The 19,110-nt window shown below is 68.3% G+C and carries 12 protein-coding genes; 2 read left to right on the forward strand and 10 right to left on the reverse strand.

The annotated features are described in order from the left end of the window. Positions 1-293: 293 nt before the first annotated feature. On the forward strand, positions 294-887 hold the full coding sequence (locus tag ASC81_RS09135) for a hypothetical protein (RefSeq protein WP_156391953.1): 594 nt from the start codon (positions 294-296) through the stop codon (positions 885-887). A 414-nt stretch (positions 888-1,301) separates the two neighbouring features. Beyond that, a complete protein-coding gene (locus tag ASC81_RS09140; protein WP_056265612.1) occupies positions 1,302-3,056 on the forward strand; it encodes a hybrid sensor histidine kinase/response regulator in 1,755 nt (584 codons plus the stop codon). Here ASC81_RS09140 and ASC81_RS09145 read toward each other — a convergent pair. From ASC81_RS09145 to ASC81_RS09190, 10 genes are all read right to left on the reverse strand, one after another. Continuing rightward, positions 3,042-3,767, reverse strand: a complete 726-nt coding sequence (locus ASC81_RS09145) for a response regulator transcription factor (RefSeq protein ID WP_056265614.1) — start codon at positions 3,765-3,767, stop codon at positions 3,042-3,044. The two genes, ASC81_RS09140 and ASC81_RS09145, sit on opposite strands and share 15 nt — an antisense overlap. Continuing rightward, a complete protein-coding gene (locus ASC81_RS09150) occupies positions 3,764-4,333 on the reverse strand; it encodes a cohesin domain-containing protein (protein WP_056265617.1) in 570 nt (189 codons plus the stop codon). The genes ASC81_RS09145 and ASC81_RS09150 overlap by 4 nt, the downstream gene beginning before the upstream one ends. A 40-nt stretch (positions 4,334-4,373) precedes the next feature. Next, on the reverse strand, positions 4,374-6,491 hold the full coding sequence (locus ASC81_RS09155; protein WP_156391955.1) for a dockerin type I domain-containing protein: 2,118 nt from the start codon (positions 6,489-6,491) through the stop codon (positions 4,374-4,376). Between the two features lie 156 nt (positions 6,492-6,647). Continuing rightward, positions 6,648-7,517 carry a spherulation-specific family 4 protein gene (locus ASC81_RS09160; RefSeq protein WP_056265626.1) on the reverse strand — a complete coding sequence of 290 codons (870 nt, stop codon included), beginning with the start codon at positions 7,515-7,517 and terminating at the stop codon, positions 6,648-6,650. An 18-nt stretch (positions 7,518-7,535) separates the two neighbouring features. After that, a complete protein-coding gene (locus tag ASC81_RS09165) occupies positions 7,536-8,408 on the reverse strand; it encodes a spherulation-specific family 4 protein (protein ID WP_056265628.1) in 873 nt (290 codons plus the stop codon). A gap of 23 nt (positions 8,409-8,431) precedes the next feature. Then, positions 8,432-10,372 carry a DUF4832 domain-containing protein gene (locus ASC81_RS09170; protein WP_082536395.1) on the reverse strand — a complete coding sequence of 647 codons (1,941 nt, stop codon included), beginning with the start codon at positions 10,370-10,372 and terminating at the stop codon, positions 8,432-8,434. A 152-nt stretch (positions 10,373-10,524) separates the two neighbouring features. Continuing rightward, the gene (locus ASC81_RS09175; RefSeq protein WP_056265634.1) at positions 10,525-12,411 is read right to left on the reverse strand and encodes an NPCBM/NEW2 domain-containing protein; all 1,887 of its coding nucleotides are present in this window, start codon (positions 12,409-12,411) and stop codon (positions 10,525-10,527) included. Then, positions 12,408-15,095, reverse strand: coding sequence for an alpha-galactosidase (locus ASC81_RS09180; RefSeq protein WP_082536396.1), 2,688 nt, complete (start codon positions 15,093-15,095; stop codon positions 12,408-12,410). The genes ASC81_RS09175 and ASC81_RS09180 overlap by 4 nt, the downstream gene beginning before the upstream one ends. Beyond that, positions 15,092-16,189, reverse strand: coding sequence for an amidohydrolase family protein (locus ASC81_RS09185; protein ID WP_056265691.1), 1,098 nt, complete (start codon positions 16,187-16,189; stop codon positions 15,092-15,094). Before ASC81_RS09185 ends, ASC81_RS09180 begins: the two co-directional genes overlap by 4 nt. Positions 16,190-16,256: 67 nt before the next feature. Continuing rightward, positions 16,257-19,085 carry a TonB-dependent receptor gene (locus tag ASC81_RS09190; protein ID WP_056265635.1) on the reverse strand — a complete coding sequence of 943 codons (2,829 nt, stop codon included), beginning with the start codon at positions 19,083-19,085 and terminating at the stop codon, positions 16,257-16,259. Positions 19,086-19,110: the final 25 nt, after the last annotated feature.

Here is a 19,110-nt window from a genome sequence, read left to right on the forward strand (position 1 = left end):
ACCCAGGGAGTTCAGGCAACATCAACAGCGCGTCACCCAGACCGGGAGCGCGCCAACCAGCGCATAGACCGTGTCCGGTTATGCAGGGGCAAGATCAAGCACGCTGATACGCTTCCGCTACCAATCTGCAGCGGCTGCGCGATGTTTTGCCCAGAAGCTGAACCGGCGTGCCGGTGATTGTCTTGAGGATGGCGACTCACGCGCCGTCTTCCCAAACCAAGCCATAGCTCCACGAATCATTCGGATTTCAGTCGTACTGCATGCAGTTCCCACCCAACTCGGCCCACGCCCGCTTGCTGCACACCCAGCTGTTGGCGCTATGCCTGGCCAGCAGCGCCCTAGTCGTGCAGGCGGATGTGATGCCACCGCGGCCTGGCTACGTTGAGCCGCCGCCCAAGCAGACGTTGGTGGTGGAGCTGGAATCGCGCCTGGACGGCGCGGACTGGGTGGAGCGCAAGAGGTTGATGCCGGCGCGCCAACCAAGCATGTTTGCCCCGCTGGTGGAAAAGATGAAGACGGCGTCGGGGGAGTGCGTGGTTGTGACTCTGCACTTTTTTGACGACGGCAGCATGCGTCCTACCGGGCAATTGTTGGATGAGGACTGCCTGGTCGCGCTGGCGGACTGGCAGGAGCTGAACACCAACGGCAGCGTGGCGCAGTTCAGTGCACAGACTGCACGCGGCGCTGTTGAGATGCGGCTGGTGGCGCGATGGGTCAACCCGCCGTCGCAGGGTTTGTCGAAGTTGACGCGCGCAGAGTTGTCTACGGTGCCCGACCTTTCGCTGGAACAACTGGCACAGCAGGCGCGCCAGCGTGAGTGGCTTGCGAGGGCCATGGAGCAGGATGCCGTGGACCGTGCATGGCGTCTGGCGCGAAGGGCGAAGTAGGCAGCGCGCTCAGACTTTGCGCTGGCAGGCGCGATGCCAACCGAGCCGTGAACTGCGCACCTTTCTGCCGTTCACTGCGCGCAGCCCAATGCCAGCTCTTGGCCGACTGTGTGAACTGATCGAGTTAAGACGAATACCCGCAACGGGCACATTGCAGCCGTACGGACTTCGGCCGCGACCGTTGGCAACCGCTGCATAGCGATCGATCAAGGGACGCCAGCCACCTCGCGCCAGTTCAAAACTTTGACATTGGTGGTCAGTGCCGCGGACCTGTCGTGTGTCGATACCTTGACAGCGAGTTCGACACTTTGCTATCCAATTCCTGCCGCTGGCGCCCGGAGCCCGGTGCGTGGTCACGCAAGCCGATCCGTTCGTAGGGCTGCCATTTCGCGCGCGGCTGGGCATGATGCGGGCATGCTGCGCCACCCCACGGACGAACGCACGCGCCGCGCGATGCTGCTGCTGTTCTATGCCCAGAGCGGCGTCAGCCTGGTGGCGGCAGCGCTGCTGGTGCTGTTGCACGTGGGTGCGCAGATCGACCGGGTGGCGCTGCCGGGGTTGCTGGCCTGGGCCGTGGCGTTCACGGTGCTGATCGGGCTGCGGGCTCGCTGGAAGCGCCAGGCGGCGCAGCTGCCCGAGACCATCAACCCCACGGCCTGGGAGCGCCGCGCCGAGCTGGGCGCGTTGCTCACCGGCGTGCTCTGGGCGGCAGCGCTGGTGATGGCATTCGACGCGCAGCAGCGCGCCACGCAGATGTACGCCGCCATGCTGGCCTGCGTCACCTGCGTGGCTAGCATCAATGTGATGGCGCCGCAGCCGCGCGCCTTCGTGATGCTGATTGCGCCGGTCTCCGCGACGCTGATCACGCTCTTCCTGTCGCTCGGCGGCTGGGGCGGCGCCTACAGCGCCTTGCTGGTGCTGGCAGCCATCGGCCTGGCGATGTCGCTGACGCTGCGCCACGCGCGGCTGCTGCGCGAAAGCCACGCCATGCGCTTTGAGCGCGAGGCCTTGCTCGCCCAGGCGCAGGCGGCGCGCGAGGCGCAGACGCGCTTCCTGGCCGCCGCCAGCCATGACCTGCGCCAACCCGTACACGCGTTGGGGCTGCTGGCCGCGCAGGCCGCGCACGAGCTGCAGGGTCGGCGTGCGGCACAGACAGCCGAGCAATTGCAGGCCATGGCGCAGGCGCTGGACGGGCTGGTCGAAGGCCTGCTGGACGTGTCACGACTGGACAGCGGCGCGCTGCAGCCGCAATGCCGCTCGGTGCCGCTGCAGCCGCTGTTCGAGCGCCTGTCCACCGAGTACGCGGTGCTCGCTGAAGCCAAGGGCCTGCAGTGGCGGCTGCGCCCGACGGCGCTGTGGGTGCGCAGCGACGCGCAACAGCTCGAACGCCTGCTGCGCAACCTGCTGTCCAACGCGCTGACACACACCGAGCGGGGCGGCGTGCTGCTGGCGGCGCGTCGGCGCGCGGGCCGCGTGCAGGTCGCCGTCTGGGACACCGGCCCGGGCATCGCGCCCGAGCACCACGAGCGCATCTTCCAGGAGTTCGTGCAGCTCACCAACCCGGGGCGCGACCGCAAGCGCGGCCACGGCCTGGGCCTGGCCATCGTGGCGCGGCTGGCGCGGCTGATGGAGCACCCGGTGGCTCTGCGCAGCCGCCTGGGCCGCGGCAGCTGCTTCGCCGTGAGCCTGCCCGAGGACGCGCCGCGCCTGCTGACCGAGCCGCGCACGGTGCCGCAGGGCCAGCCGCTGCAGGGCCGCTGCGTGGCGCTGGTGGAGGACGACGAAGCGGTGCGCGAGGCCACTGCGAACCTGCTGCGCACCTGGGGTTGCGAGGTCTGGGCCGACGCCGCGGTGACGCCGTTGCTGGCGCGGCTGCGCACGGCGGGTGCCCGGCCCCAGCGCCTCATCAGCGATTGGCGGCTGGGCGAAGGCGACGGCCTGAGCGCCATCACGGTGTTGCGCGAGGCTTTCGGCGATGGGCTGCCGGCCCTGCTCATCAGCGGCGAGACACTGCCAATGAGCGCGAAGGCCCTGCGGGCACTCCGCGTGCAGCCGGCGCGCAAGCCGCTGCCGCCGGCGGCGCTGCGCGCCTGGCTCAGCGCGCCGTCAGAAGCACCGGGAAAGCCGCCTTCCGGACAGCACGCAGAACCGCACTCAGAACCGCATTGAAGCCAGCCGCGCCTGACCGGCCAGTGCGGCCTCGGCGCGGTTGCGCACGCGCAGCAGGCGAAAGATGGTCACGAGATGACCCTTGACCGTCGGCTCGCTCATGCCGAGCTGGCGTGCGATCTCCTTGTTGCTGAGGCCCTTAACCAGCTCGGCCAATACCTCGGCCTGGCGCTGGGTCAGCGCTTCCTCGGGCAGGGCGGTACCGCGCTGCAGCAGGAAGGGCGGCAGATAGCAGCCACCGGCCAGCACCAGCTCAAGGGCCCCTAGCAGCACGCGCACGTCGGCGCTCTTGGGCAGCCAGCCGGCCGCGCCTTCGTCCAGTGCGCGCATGGCGAGCTGCGGGTCGGTGTCGGCCGACATCAGCAGCACCGGCAGCAGCGGCCATTCCGCGCGCAGCTGCCGCAGCGCCTGCAGCGGCGCCAGGCCCGGCAGGTGCACGTCGAGCACGACGAGGGCCACGTCGGGCCGGCGGGCCAGCACCGCCTGTGCGGCGGGCAGGCTGTCGGCCTCGCTCACCTCACAGCCCTCGCGCTGGGTGCGCAGCAGCTGCGCCATGCCGACACGCACGACAGGGTGGTCGTCGACGATGAGGAGGTGCAAGGCGTGCAATGGCGCGGTCATGGCCGCGCCATCATGCCGCCAAATCTCGAAATCGGGCAGGCTCGCACCGGGCTCGGCCACGGCGGCGCCGCCGCGCTCGGGCGGGCTCAACTGTGGTTCGGGACTCGCCGCCGGGCGCCCGCCGCGAGGGCGGCCAGCCCGAGGCCGAACAGCGCGAAGGACGCCGGCTCCGGCACGGCAGTGATGGTGATGGCGCCATTGATCGGCGTCGACGCGATCTCGGCAAAAGCCGAATCGAGCAGCACGACGTTGCTGAACGCCAGGCCGGCCTGGCCCGGGGCCAGCGCCTGGAACGACAGCTGCACGAGCAGGCCGCCGCCGCTGATGCCCGGCCCGGGCCCGACCAGGGTGTTGGCGGTGAATGACACCGTGCCGGCGCTGTTGTCGATGTCGCCCGGGATGAAGAAGGTCGCCCCGCCGCCGGCGGACAAGTAGCTGCCCTCCAGCACCGCGCCGGCCTGCATGAGCGCGGGGTCGAAGGCGATGTCGAACTGGAAGGCATACAGGTCGGGCGCGTCGGCCACGCGCACGTCGAGCGTGAAGGCATCGCCCACCGGCACGGGCGCCGGACTGGCGGTAAACGAGAGGGTTGTCGCCGACACGGGCGCGGCCAGCAGGGCCAGCACGATGCCCCACGCACAGGTGAGCTTCTTCATGTTTCTCTCCTTGGATTGAATGCAGTTCGGGGGCGGTCGCTCAGCGGCAGGTGGTGCCCGCCGGCAGTTTCTGCGCGATGAACGACAGGTCGCGGATATCGACCACGCCGTCGCCATTGACGTCGGCCCTGGCGTCGAAGCCGGGCATGCCGACGCGCCGGCCGAACGCGGCCTTCACGATGGCCTGGTCCCCGCAGTCGATGGCGCCGTCGAAGTTGATGTCGCCCGGCATGGCCACGACGGTGAAGCTGGCCGTCCCCGAGCCAGTGTTGCCAGCCACATCGGCGGCGGTAGCGCTGTAGCGGTGGCTGCCGGGGCCGAACGATGAAGCCGCGCCCCGGATGTCGGCGCAGGTGGTCGACGCGACGCCGGAGTCCTTGTCCATGGCCTCGCACTTGATGTCGACGGTCTGCCCGGGCGCATACGAGCCCAGGTTGCCGCGGTAGACGACGGCGGGCGGGGTCTTGTCGATCTTGACCGTGACGATGTTGCTGGCGTCGCTCTTGTTGCCGGCGACGTCCAGGGCGAACTTCAGGCCCGAGGTCACGGTGCCTTCCTTGCTCAGCACCAGGTCGCCGGGGCAGTCCGCAACGCCGGAGCCGCCCGTGTCGGCACAGCTGAAGCGCACGACCACATTGGCGGTGTGCCAGCCCGAGGCGCCGGGCGGCGTGGTCGCGGCGGCCGTGATGGTCGGCGGCTTGGGGTCAATCCGGATCGGGCTGGTCGTGAAGCTGACGCTGTGGCCGCCGCCGGACAGCGTGTAGCTGACGCCGTTCGGTGCGTCGTCCGACACGACGGCGCGGTTGGCAACGCAGACGACGTCGCAATGGGGCGTTATGACAACCTGCCGGTTGGTCCAGGTGCCGGGGTCATAGCGCCTGCTGTCCGGCGTCACCAGGGTGTAGCCGAACGTGGGCCGGTTGAAGCTGACACCCTTGTTCACGCTGGCCACCGCGGTGATGAGGCGAGCCCCGGGGAAATCCGCCGAGACGATGCCGACACGGGGATTGCCGAGGTGGAACTCGGGGCGCAGCAGATAGTCGGCCACCAGCGTGTTCATGCCTTCGAAGGAGATGGTGCACAGGCCGAGGCCGCAGGAGGTGCGCGGGAAGTCGGGATAGGTGGACGCGTTGGCGCTGATGCCGTCCACCAGGCCGGTCGACAGGCGAGCGGCACCGGTCGCCGGATTGGCATGGCCGCTGGCGAAGAAATACGGAAAGCCGCCGTTCGCCCCACCGATGCCGTTGAAATAGAAGTCGGTCATGACGGTGCTCTTGGCGGCGGCAGCGAGATGGCCCTTGGTGGGCAGCCAGAGCCGGTCGTACAGATCCCAGTTGTTGCGCAGGGTTTCGAAAGTGGCAGACGCAAAGCTCAGCAGGCCGTTGTGCCGGTAGTAGTGGTTGGCTGCGAGCGTGCCGCCCAGATACTGGTCCAGGATCAGCAGCTTGCCGCGCGCGTCGCACGACGTGGGGTCAGGCTTTGCATTCAGGGGGCGCACCACGCCCAGACTCAACTGGTCCGGCGCGGGGCAGCTGCTGCGCAGCAGGTAGTCCGAATACTTCTGGCCGGTGAACGCACCGTCCAGCACGGCTTCGCGTTCCAGCAAGGTGTTCAACGCCGGACCGGGGTTGCAGTCGCAGTCGGCCGTCTCCTTGGCGATGCGCATGATGACCAGCTCCGACGGATTGGCCTTCAGAAAGGCCAGCGTCGGCCTCAGCACGCCGGCCTCGAAGGGCAGGAACATGTTGACCCCACCGTGAAACACCAGCATCTCGCAGTTAGCCGACGTGTAGGTGTCGTTGCAGTTACGCAGCGCAAACGGGTCGTAGTACTTGAGGCGGATATCCAGATACCTGACGCCGGAGTCGAGCTGCGCACGGATCGGCATGGTCTGGGTTTGCGCAATGTCGCCACCCACGCCGGGGTAGGTGCCGCTGTCATGCGTGCCGGGCAGGGACAGCTCGGTGAGCTTCTTGGCGGCGCCAAGGGTCAGCATCCACTGCGGGTTGCGCGCTGCGGCCGCGGACTCGTGCCAGTAGGCGCCATCGTCGTGGGCCAGCGCCGGTGAGGGGGCCAGCAGGGCCGCTCCCATCAGCACCAGCGGCATGGCGGCAAGCCCAGCCACGCGAGGAAAACGCGCAAGCAAAGAAGTCAGCATGGAAAGCTCCCTCAACGGGGCAGGAGCTGGCCACCATCCACCGCGTTGGCGGTTTCGGCCAGGCTGCAATCCGCCCGTTGCAGGGGAGTCTAGGAAGCGCTTTCCAGCCTGCCCAGCCGCCAGACGGATGGGAGGGGCCCATCCGTTTGGATGAGCCTAGGCGACGCGCCTGCGACGCCGCGCCAAGGCCAGCACACCGAGCCCGGCAGCCAGCAACGCGGCTTGTGCAGGCTCGGGCACGGGCGCCGTCGCGGCCGCCACTTCAGCCGCCCAGTAGCTCGGCAGATGCAGGTAGGGGTTGCCGCTCGCCATCGTGCCGTCCGTGATGTAGATGGCGCCCAGCCCGGCCTGCCTGGCCAGGTCCATCACCTCGTGCATCTGCTCGACGGTCGCCACGCTGTGCACGATGGCGCCGGTCGCCGCGGCGTTCGTCAGCCCGCTCAGGAACGGACCATTGATGAAGCTCGCATAGGACCCCTCGAAGCTCATCATCGTGTCCGCCAACGCCGCGTAGCCTGCCATCGGCGTCACGCCCGGGTTGCCGACGATGTCCCAGCCGGGGTGCGCCGCGCGCAGCGAATCGCTGACGGTCTGATAGAACGGCAGCGCGCTGGGCTGCGTCGCCATCTCGTCAAGGAACACGCCGTCCACGCCATACCAGTTGGCATACTTCTGCGCATCCGCCACCACCTCGCTCGTCGAGCGCGTGGCCGGCACCTCGGACGTGCAGAGGTTGATGCCGTAGCAGGTGTAGACATAGCCCAACACCTTGCCGCCGGCCGCGCGGAAGGCGCTGACGGACGTGACGTAGTCGCTGTTGGACGCCGCGCCCGGGCCGTTGCCGGGGTTCATGATGGCCGCGACGTCGGCGCCTTGCTGGGCGGCCCAGGTGAGCTGGTGCCACTCGTTGTGTTCCGGCATCCACGAGGGATAGAAGTAGGCCGGCACGATGATCTCGATGGCCGATGCAATGGGCGCGGTGCTCGCAAGGGCGAGTGCGGCGATGAGGGTTTTCAAACGCTTCATGTCTGTGGTCCTGGCGGATTAGCAGGTGCCGCCGGTCTTCAGGCTGTTCAGGCACCAGCGCTCCGATCCCGACAGGCTGTTGTTGCCCCAATAAGTGGGCGTGTAGTTCCAGATCGGGCCGCCCCAGGGCAGGCTGGGGTTGTAGGTCATGCTGGTCACATAGACATAGTTGGCGGCGCTGCCCTTCAGCGTTGTGCGCATTTCGGCCTGCGTGGCGGAGTGCACCAGCAGCCAGGTCTTGACGCCCAGCGACGCGGCATAGCTCTGCACGCCGCCGTTGAGCCAGCTCGCCGCCGCCACGTAGTCGCTGTAGCGGGCCTCGTAGACGACGAGGTGTTCGCCATGGCTGGCCGCGCCGACGAAGCAGCTGCTGGCGCCGGGCCAACCCGAGTTCCACACCACCGTGCCGCTGGTGCCGGTGGCCGCCATCTTGGCGCGCACGGCGCTGAACTTCGGGCCGGTGCCGTTGCACTTCTGCGCGTCCGTCAGCGCCGCGTCGTCGAAGGCGGCCTCGTCGAAGAAGAAGCCGTCCACGCCGCCCAGCGTGTTCTTGTACGCGCTCAGGTTGGCGTTGATCGCGTTGTAGCGGGCCAGCTCGTCGGCGGTATTGGTGTCATAACCGGTGGCCACATAGCCCAGCACCTTGCCGCCCTGGGCGCGGATGTTGGCGATGACGGCCTTCCAATTCGTCACCTGGCTGGCATTCAAGCCGGTGGCGCCGCTGTTGGGGTTGATGACGACGAAGGCGCCACTCGGAATCTGGCCGCCGTAGGTGCTGGCGGTCTCGCCCCAGTAGGCCACCATGCTGAAGCCGGTGGGCGCCGCCGGGGCCAGCGTGACGCCGAGGGTCAACAGGCTCGCGGCTGCGAGCTTCAATCGGAAGTTCAACATTCGTTTCTCCTGGAGAAGCTGCTTCAACGGACGGTGAGGGTGGTGCCGGCGCGGAAGGCGCCGAGAGTCGCGTCCCAGGCCTGGGCCTTGGCGGCGTTGTCGGCGTTGGCCGGGCGCACGCTGTAGCGCACGTCGGCGCTCAGCGAGGCGGCGCCGTCGGGCAGGGCGAGCAGCACGTCATAGGCGCCGGTCGGCGTGCCCGTGGGCACCGTGAAGCCGGCCGACACGGTGCTCGTCGTGTTGGGCAGCCAGCCGCGCGGGTCGACGGTCGGCAGCGCGATGCGGACCACGGCGCCGCTGGTCTTGTGCTTGAGCACCAACTGCACCGCACGCGGGTTGAAGGCGCGCGCCCAGCCGCTGTTCTTCACCGTCAGCAGCAGCGTGCCCGACTGGCCTGCCGTCACCGCCTCGTTGTGGCGCAGCGTCGTGAACTCGAAGCGGTAGCCGATGCTGCGCTTGACCTCGGCCATGCAGCCCTGCTGCTCCCAACGCGTGTGGAAGATCTCGCGGTAGTAGTCGTTGTTCAGGTAGGTCAGGTTGAACTGGCTGCCCTCGGCCAGGATGTCGGCGCAGCTGGTGCGCGGCGTCGGGTTCTGCTCGTCGGCGGGGTTGCAGGTCTCGCCACCGAAGGGCGCCACGCGCGACAGCGCGGCGATGTAGTTGCGCTCGGTGGTGCGTTCGCTGGCGTTCTCGCTGTAGGTGCCGACGTCGGTCGCCGAGGCCAGGAAGCAGTCGTTGTGCGCGCCGATGCGCGAGGCCGCGGAGCCGTCGCGCCAGCCGGGCACCGTGGGCGCCCACGCCATCAGATAGGCCGGGTAGCGCAGCTGCAGGAACTTGTCCGCCGGCAGCGCATCGAGCAGCGCGTCGCGGATCTGCGTGCGGGGGCCCGGTTCGGTCAGGTTGTTGGACGAGGTGTGCCATTCGCCCCAGGCCCCGATGAAGCCGGCCTGCAGGTAGGCGATGACGTCGGCATTGGCCGTCAGCACGGGCTTGAGCTGGCCGATGTGTCCGAGCACGCGCGTCAGCGTCGCGTCCTTGACGTTCTGGTACTCGGTCTCGTTCTCGGGGTAGTTGTAGAGGAAGCGCGGCACCAGCTTGAGGCCGGCGCGGCGCGCCATGGCGAAGCGCTCGGTCAGCTGCGTCAGCACGCTGGCGGGCAGCGTCGTGCTGGCATAGGCGTCCAGCCGCACAGGGGCGTAGACGACGCGGTAGCCGGCCTGGAACTGCGCGTCGGCATTGGCCTGCGTCCACGACAGCAGGTCGTTGGCCGCCCAGGTGTACATGCCGCGCTCGGGGTTGGCGATCTCGGCGGTGCTGACGGTGAAGCTGGTTTCGACCGGCGCAGGTGCGGGCGTGGGGGCCGGTGTCGGCGCCGGCGTGGGTGCAGGCGTGGGTGCAGGCGTAGGCGCCGGCGTGGGTGCCGGCGTGGGAGCGGGCGTCGGTGCTGGTGTGGGCGCCGGAGAAGGCGCGTTGTTCCGCCAGGCCTGGTTCGCGTTGCTGGTGTTGCAGGTCGCGACCGAGAAGGCCACCTGACCCACCTGCGTCGGCGCGGTCAGGCAGACGTTGTTGGACGCCAGCTTGAGCTGGTAGGTCGACCCGCCAGCGAGCGCCACCGTCTGGAAGCGCTGGCGCGTCTGGGTGGGCTGGCAGGTGTTCAGCTCCACGAAGGCCCCCGAGCCCGTGCCGGTGGCGTTGACGCACAGGTTGGCCTGCGTGTTCTTGATCGTGAAGATGCTGCTGCCGGTGCTGACGGGCGTGAAGCTGAAGTTCTGCGCCGTGCTGCCATTGCAGCTCGCCAGGCGGATGTCCCAGGTGTCGACCTTGGCCTCCAGGCAGGCGCCCAGCGGGTTGGACACGACCGGTGCCGCCAAGGCCGGCATCGCAGCAAACAACACGGCGCCGAGTCCGGCGAACGTCAACACGTTGCGTGAACGCGGCAGGGGGCAGGGGCTCATGGAAGGCATCGTGTTCTCCTCTAGAAGATCGGGCGTCAGGCCCGAGGGTGTGGAGTGCGCTGGACCGGAACGCCAGGCTGCGTCAGCGCGAACGCAGCCGGGGCACCGGCGCGACCGGTGCCATCAGCGATGGAGAAAAGAGCGCGTGGCTGAGCGGCTGGCTACTCGATGCGAGCGCCGCCCCAGGTCACGACGAGGGGGCCCGTGGTGTCGGCCCCGTGCTGGCGCGCGATCAGCTCGATCAGCTTCACGCCGCGCAGGTCGGCGCTGAGATCGCGCGCCGGCTGGTTGAACTTGAGGGGTGCGGTGCTCGCGAGCCGGCGGCCATCGCCCCAGACCTCGAAGCTGACCGCTGCGGTCTTGCCGCGCGTCGAATCGTCCACGCCCACACGGGCGGTGAAGCGCTGCGAGCCGGCCGCCACCTGCACCTGCAGGCGCGAGTCGGCCAGCACGCCGATGCCATGGCGGAAGGTCTCGCGCTGCACGCTCAAGCCCTGGTCATGCGGCGTCGAGTCGGCCCGTGGCCCGCCCCAGCCGGCATAGGCCGGGCGGGTGCCGCCGTTGTCGGTGGTGGACCAGGACGCCAGCGCGCGGTAGACGACCGGGTCCTGCTCCAGCGCGCGGATGCCGTCGCGGGCGACGTAGACGCTGCCCGGGCGCTCGGACACGAAATAACCGCGCGGCAGCATGTGCTTGCCGGTGGCGGTGAACAGCAGCGCCTCGCGCGGCTTCAGCTCGAACTCGCGCTGGCCGGTGAACGTGCCCGCATCGGCGCGCGCCCAGGCGTCGCGCAGCGCGATGGGGGTGGTCGCGTCCATCTTCAGGTGCTCGGCCGTCAGCGTGAACTTCGCGTTCGCACCGGTGCGGTTGAACAGCAGCACGGCCTTGCGACCGTCCGCCAAGGTCTTCACGACGATCTGCCGGTCGCTGTCGGCATAGGCGAGCACGCCCTGGTGGCCGGCCGGGTCCTGGTTGATGGCGACGACCTCGGGCGCCTTCAGGAGGTCGATGATGGCCGGCGAGGTCTTCGACAGGTCGGTGCCGATCATCAGCGGCGCCGCGACGATGGCCCACAGGCCCAGGTGGGTGCGGGCTTCGAGCAGGTGGTTGCCGTCGAAGTCGCCGTTGCCGATCTCCAGCATGTCGGGGTCATTCCAGCGGCCGGGGCCGGCATAGAACTCGCGCGTGGCCACCGTGTCGAAGTTGTGGACCATCTGGGCGAAGCCCTTCCAGATGTCCCTGCTGCTGCGCCACAGCGTGCCGTAGTCCTGTCCCCAGCTGCGCACGTTCACCGTGCCCCACAGGCAGACGGACAGCATGTAGTCGTTGGCGGGCCGCACCTGGTGCAAGGCCTGCCTCAGGCCGGCATAGAGCCTCTTGGTACCCTCGATGTCGGACTGGTTGATGCTGCCTTCGACGATGGTGGGCGTGTACTCGCGGTACTGACCTGAAGCCACATGGGGTCGGTCGCGGCCATAGGAGGACAGGCCGCAGCCGTCGACCTTCAGGTAATCGAAGTTCCACTCACCGAAGAACAGCTTCACGTCCTGCTCGACAAAGCCCATCAGCCCGACCTCGCGCTCGGCATGCGTGCCTTCGGGCAGGTTGGGGCTGTCGGCGTCGTAGGCCTGCGAGCAGGCGTTGCGGCCGATGTCGGTGTACAGGCCGGCCTTCAGGCCCATCGCATGGATGCGATCGGTGAAGGGGCGCAGCGACGAGTCCTTGCCCGCGCCCAGGTCGGCGCTGGGGAACAGCCCCGTGCGCACCAGCAGCCGGCCGTCCGACGTGCGGCGCTTGAGCCACCAGCCATCGTCGACATTGATGTTGCGGTAGCCCGCGGCGGCCAGGCCGGAGTCGACGATGACCTGCGCCGAGGCCAGCACCTTCTGCTCGGTGATGTCAACGCGGAAGGCGTTCCAGCTCGACCAGCCCATCGGCGGCGTGGCGGCATTGCCCACGGGCTGGTGTTGCCAGCGGCCGGTGGCCTGCAGCGACTGCTGGGCTTGGGCGGAGAACGCGACGAGCAGGGAGAGGGCAAGCAGCTTCATGCGGAGGGCAACAGGCGGCCGAAGGCGGCCGGGACATGGAAGTCGGGCGAGGCGGTCTGGGTAGGGCTCCACGCGGAGTACACGCGGTCCTTGCCTTGCCCCTCGACACGGAACAGGTTGAGGCGCCAGCCGTCCTCAGCTCCGCGCATGGGCACGGCGAGTTCCGCCGTCCAGACCTTGCCCTTGGTGTCGACGTGCGCCCGGGCGCGGCTCTCGCCATTGATGCGCTTCTTGCCCGACGCCTCGACGGCAATCTCCAGCAGCAGGCCGTTGGGCGACACCTCGACCTCGCGGTAGCTCTTCAACCCGGCCCTGTCGGGCGCCTGCAGGAAGACCTCGACGACATCGCGTTCCCACAGCGGCCAGATGTCGGTGGCCGAGCCGGCGCGGTCGAAGGTGCTCAGCGCCTCGAATTTGCAGATGAAGCGCAGATAGAGCTGGCCTGGCGCCCGCAGCAATTGCACGCGGGTGGACTGCGGGCCGGCGAGCGCCTTGCCCTGCCAGTCGTGGCGGAAGAAGGTGGCGGGTGCGTCGGCCCATTGCGAGGCGAGCGGGAAGCCATCGGTGCCCACCTGCGCGACCTTGCCGGTGAACGCGATGGGCAGCGTGTCGGGTGCGTCGGGGCGAGCTTCGATCAGCAGGCTGTGCGTGAAGCGCACGGGCAGCGTCGGTTTGTCGGCAGTGACCTTGCCAAGCTCCTTGCCCGTTAAGGAGTCGCGCAACGTCCAGCTGCCAGCGCCCAAGCCCCGCAACGTGACCGGGCCGTCCCAACGCTCGGCATAGAACGCGAAATGCAGCGCCCCGCCCTGCTCCACCACGTGCGTCTCGGGCTTGTCGAAGCCTAGGTCGTAAAGCTCGCCGCGATAGCGCCCTTCCGCCAGGCGCTGCTTGTTGTAGAGGTCCACCCACTGGCGCCAATGCGCCTCGCGCTCCGGCGTCAGCAGGAAGCTGTCCTTGGGCTTCGGGTCCACCGGCCAGGTGAACTTGGTGGCCACCACGGCGCCGATGCCGACGCTGGAGGCGAAGTCTTGCCCGCCGGAACTCAGCTCGACGTGGTCGCCCGCATAGGCAGACCACGGGCCCATCAAGGCCTTCAGCGTCTTGCCCTTGTGGCGCACCTGCCAGCTGGACAGCGGGTCAGACGACGGCGCCTGGTCCATGAAGGGCATGTTGTGGAAGGCGTAGCTGGTGCCGCAGGGGCAGACCTCGACGACCGCTTCCGGGTTGGCCGCGTGGGCCGTGTCGTGCATGACCTTGTAGAAGGCCGCGACGGCCTCGACCGAGGCTTCCGGCCGCGCGTGCTTGTGCGCGGGGTTGAAGCAGGGCGCCACGCCGTTGAGGTGCTGGCCATCCACCTTGAGGCCGTCGAAGCCCCAGTCGCCAATGATCATCTTGATCGTGGCGGCAAGGCGGGCCTGCGTCTTCTCGTACGCGGGGCACAGGTAGAAACTGTTCCACCAGCTCACGTCCTGCACCGCGCCGTCCTTGTCCAGCAGCAACAGGTCGGTGTGGTCGTGCAGTTCGTCGCTGCCAGGCGCGACGGCCAGCGGCGCGATCCACAGCCGCGCCTTCATGCCGCGCGCGTGGATGTCGGCGACGAGCGCCTTCATGTCCTCCGCGCCGCGCGGGAACTTGGTGCGGTCAGGCGCGTTCCAGTCGCCGGTCTTGCGCTGCCAGCCGTCGTCCAGCACGGCCCACTTGAAGCCAAGCTCTTGAACCTTGGGCAACGTGGCGCGCACGTAGTCGAGCGAGAAGTCGCGCTCGTAGCCCCAGGCGCACCACTGCGGCTCGTAGGCGCTTTGCGGTGGTTCCGGTGCGGCCAGGCCCTGGGCAGCCATCAGGCGGCGGTAGCGATCCAGCGGCACGAAGAAGTCGCCGCGGTGCACGGCGATGAAGCTGGGCGGCGTGGTGAGGGTGGCGCCGGGCTTCAGCGTCTGCGGTGCGTCGCCGCGCAGGGACATGTCGACCTGGTCGCCGCTGGCCTTCACGGGCAGCGCGACGAGCTGCGGTTGAAGGGCCAGGTGGCCGACGGCCAGGCCGACATCGCGGCGCCAGACATCGATGACGGGCGTGCCGCCGCCGTAGTCCGACGCATTCATGCCCATGAAGTTTTGCTGCTCGAAGCCACGCTTGACCGGTTTAACCCAGTCCCGGCGGTCCTGGTGGCTGGCGCCCGAGTAGGCCCAATAGCCCTTCGCGCCACCGGCATGGCGCGGTGCCGCGGCCAGGCGATGGGCCGCATTGACCCAGGCGTCGACGGCGACGGGTTTGTCGCCGGTGTTCAGATAGCTGACGTCGAGCAGCGCGACGCCGGGGTGCTCGTCCAGCAGCGTGACGGTCACGCGCTTCTCGATGCCCTCCGACGAGCGGCCGATCAGGCGCAGCGCCTGGCCGGCGCCGAAGGCCGTGGTGGCCTTGGCCGGCTCGGCCTTCTGCAGCGTGAAGCGCGCGAGCGGCTTGCCGTTCACGACGAGGTGCTCGCTGGCGTCAAAGCCGGTCAACGTGACCGGCTGCCTGCCCAACAAGCTGACGACGCGACAGCGCATCTGGTCGTCGAACTGCAGCGACACCGCAGCGTCCTGCACGCGCACATGGCCCTTGCCCTCCGCAGCCTGAGCCAGCGGCAGTTGCGTGGCCAGCGGCGCAGCGCCCAGCCATTGAAGGAAGGCACGGCGCGCCGTCATCGCTTGGCTCCCCAGGCGCCCGGGAAGGCGCGTTCGGCATTCGTGCGGTAGAGCTTGTCCACCACGTCGCGCGGCAGCGCCAGGCCCTGCACCGGCTTGTCGAGGTCGCTCACCTTGAAGCTGTCCGCCGTGTTGAAGTAGCGCCAGTGCATGCGCCACACGCCTTCGGCTTCCTTGCCCAGCGCGGCGCCGTCCTGGTCGGGCGCCTGGGCGATATCGCTGCCGTACATAACGCGGTCCTGGTACTTGATGAAAAAGCGGCGCACTCGCTCGCGGTCCTTCTGGCTCTGGTACTGCAGCTGGCCGACGCGCGCGGCCACGTCAACGACTGCGGTGGGAAACTTGTCGAGGAAGGCGGCCAGCTCGTCGACGTCACGCTCCTGAGAGGCCAGGTGCACGCCGATGAAGCGCAGCCCCGGGTGCGCCGCGACCATGCGGTCGCGGGCGGCCATCTGCGCCTCCCAGCTGGGCATCTCGGGGTGCCGGTGCATGTGGTACTGCGGATGGGCCCTGTAGTACTCGCGGTCGTTGTTGACCGTCATCTTCTCCAGCGGCAGCCAGCAGTTGTGCGGCTCGCCCTGGTGGCCGAGCAGCGGGATGCCGCGCTTGGCGAAGTCATCGAACAGCGGCGCGAAGCGGGCGTCGTCAATCATCACCAGCTTCTTGTCGGCACCGCGCAGGCTCATGCCGATGTTCTTCCACACCTTCAGGCCCACGGCGCCGGCCTTCAACGCGGCGTCGATGCGCTGGCGCGTGGCCGGCAGCCAGGCGGGCTGGTCGGACCCGTCCACCGAGAAGCTCGCAGCCCAGGCCACGTCCTGCGGGAAGGCCTTCTGCAGCTGGATCGCCACGCGCTGCTGATCAGCCAGCGGCGGGAAGTCGGGGTAGTCGACGTTGATCGTCAACACCTTGAAGTTCTGGCGCCTCGCGGCTTCCATGAAGGCCGGCGCCGGGTTGTGCAGGTGCAGGTGGACGTCGATCTTCGCGACGCGGCCGTAGTCGGCCATCGTGTAGCTCGTCTCGGCCGCCTGTGCGGAGGAGAAAAAGGCCGCCCCGGCAAGCAGGGCGGCAACGGAGGAGACAAGGTTTCGCATCAGCAAATTCCGGATACATCGGGGCCAAGCGCGGGCCGCTCATTGAGCCGGCCCGCTTCGTTCTGGATCAGAACTTCAGACTAGCGCCGAGAGTGAACGCGCGACCGTAGCGGTAGTAACCGTTGGGCAGGCTGATGCTGCCGTTGCCCAGCTTGGGCGCCTGCACCGCGTCCGTCAGGTTGTTGCCTTCGAGGCTGATGCGCAGCCACTGGTTGACCTCGTAGGCCACCTGCGCCGTGACCCAGGTGGTGGCATTGGCGGTCTCGTTGAAGTTGGCGCCCAGCACGTTGGTGGCGGTGACGAAGGCGTCGGTGCGGTCTGCCGTGGCGCTCATGCTCCATGGGCCCTTCTCGTAGACCACGCCCAGCGATGCGGTTGCCGGCGCGATGCCTTCCAGCGCACGCTGCTCGCCGCCGACCCAGGCGCGCGACTTGTTGCGGGTGTACTGCGCCCGCACGCCGAAGCCGTTGTCGAACAGATGCTGGAAGCCGATCTCGAAGCCGCGGGCCGTGGCCTTGTCGCCGTTGACCGGCCGCTGCACATTGAACAGCCGGCCGCCCGGGGCACCGATGTCCTGGCCCGCCAGCCACAGGTTGGTGATCTGGTTCTTGATGTTTTTCTGGTAGACGGCGAAGGTCAGCGCCGAGTCCTTGCTGTAGTACCACTCCAGCGAGGCGTCGTACTGGCGGGCGCTGTAGGGCTTGAGCTCGGCATTGCCGCTGTAGATCTGCGTGAAGTCGCCCCAGGAGATGCTGGCCGTCGTGCTGGACGGCGCGAGCTTGTCGACCGAGGGCCGGGCCATGGTCTTGGCGGCACCCAGGCGAAGTTGCAGGTTGTCGGTGAACAGCCAGGTGAAGTTGACCGTCGGCAGCGCGAAGTTGTAGCTGGCCTCTTGGTTCAGGACGGTCGGCGTCGCGTAGACAGCGGTGTAGTTGAAGGCGCCGTTCTCGATGATGTCGGTGAGCTTGGCGTCCCAAGCCTGCGAGGAGGTCTTGGTCTTCACGAAGCGCACGCCGAGGTCCGCGTTCCAGCTGTCACCCGACAGGTCGGCCTGCACGAAGGCGGCCGTCGTCTTCTCCGTCACGCGATAGCTCTCCAGCGGGTTCCAGGCCGGCCCGGACGCGGTCGAGCTGTAGACGCCGCCACCGGGGCGGGGCTTTCCGTCATAGGCCTTCAGCGCCTCGGCATAGTTGTTGACATCAAAGCCCAGGAAGCTGCGCGGGAAGTTGCCGCTGACGCCGCTCAGGAATCCGTCGGGGCTGAACGTCTGGTTGATGACGTTGCCGCCCAGCGTGCCGACGTTGATCGCGTAGTTACCCGAGTAATGATCGGCGCCGGCATTGAAGGCGTTGTTGATCATGTCCCGCGACTTCTTGCGGTTGGTCTGGCTGAGGCCGAACTTCAGCTGGTCGATGAAGAAGCGGTCCAGCTTCCAGTCGAGATTGACCGTGGCGCCGTTGATCTTGTCGTCGATGTTGTCGCCGGCGCGGCTGTAGTAGTGGGTATTGAAGTCGCTGGCCTTGAACAGGCCTTGCGCCAGGCCGGTCTGCAGGTCGCGGCCGTCGGCGAAGGTGGTCTTCACGTCGGGCACGGCCGAGCCGGTCAGCTGGATGCGCGTCGTGTTGGGCTGGTTCATGCGCAGCACGACATAGCTGTCGTTGCCGCCGGAGTGGCGCTTGGAGGTGGACTCGTAGATGTCGCCCGTCAGCTTCAAGGTCGGCGAGAGCTTCCACTCCGCATTGGCGCCGTACATCGCCGTGTCGACGACGCGGTACTCGGTCTTGTTCAAAAGCTCGGGGTTGAGCGCCAGTTCCGGGTCGGGGTTGGCCAGCGTGAAGTCGGTCACCACGCCGTTGTTGATCTTCATGTCGGACCAGCGGCCCGGCGCATACAGCGGATAGAAGGACAGCTGGTAGCCGACCTGCGGCGAATCCAGCCGCGTCTTGAAACCGTCGACCACGACCTTCAGGTCGCTGCTCGGCCGCCATTCCACCTTGCCCGACAACGCCAGGCGCTCCTTCTTCTCCATGATGGAGCCGAAGCGGAACTGGCCCGGTGCGATCAGGCCCTCTTCGTCCAGGTCCAGCTGGCCGTTGCCGTTGGGGTCGATGTTGCCGCCCCAGGTGTTGCCCCAGGGCCAGAACAGCTCCGGCTTGTTCGGCGCCGGATTGCGGCTCCAACCGCCGTCGTTGCCAGCCGTGTCGGTGCGCACGTCGCGCTTCGCGTAAACCACGCCCAGCAGCACGCCCCAGTCGTTGCCGAAAGTGTTGCTGTAGGTCCCCGACAGCTTGGTGCCGTTGAGGCTGCTCATCTGGTTGCGGTCGGCCTCCACGCGCAGCAGGCCGCGCTGGCCTTTCTGGTCGAACGGGCTGGCCGAGCGCAGGTTCACGAGGCCGCCGATGGCGCCTTCCGTCAAGGAGGCCTGGGCCGACTTGATGACGTCGGCGCCGCTGATGACATCGGCGGGCAGCACGTCGTAGGCGAAGTAGCGGCCGGCGCTGTCGGTACCCAACAGGCGGCCATTGAACGTCGTCAGCGTGTACTCGGGGCCCAGGCCGCGGATGCTGACCTTCTGGCCTTCGCCGCCCGCCGTGCGCGAGATCGACACGCCGGTGATGTGGCTCAGCGAGTCGGCCACGTTGTTGTCGGGGAAGCGGCCCAGCTCGGTCGCGCTGATGCTGTCCTGCACGCCGGCAGCGTTGCGCTTCAGCGCCAGGGACTTCTGCAGGCTGGCGCGGGTGCCGGTCACCTCGACGCGGTCCAGCTCGGTGGTGCCGTCGGTGTTGGCGGCGACCTCCTGGGCGAAAGCCGGGGCGGCACCGAAGGCCACCAGGGCCATCAGGCCGGCCAGCGCGAGCGGGTGCAGCTCAAAACGGGGTTGCAGGCGAGGACTCATCGAACAGTTCCTTTGATCTTGTGTG

The organism is Pelomonas sp. Root405 (assembly GCF_001425165.1).
GTDB lineage: Bacteria > Pseudomonadota > Gammaproteobacteria > Burkholderiales > Burkholderiaceae_C > Pelomonas.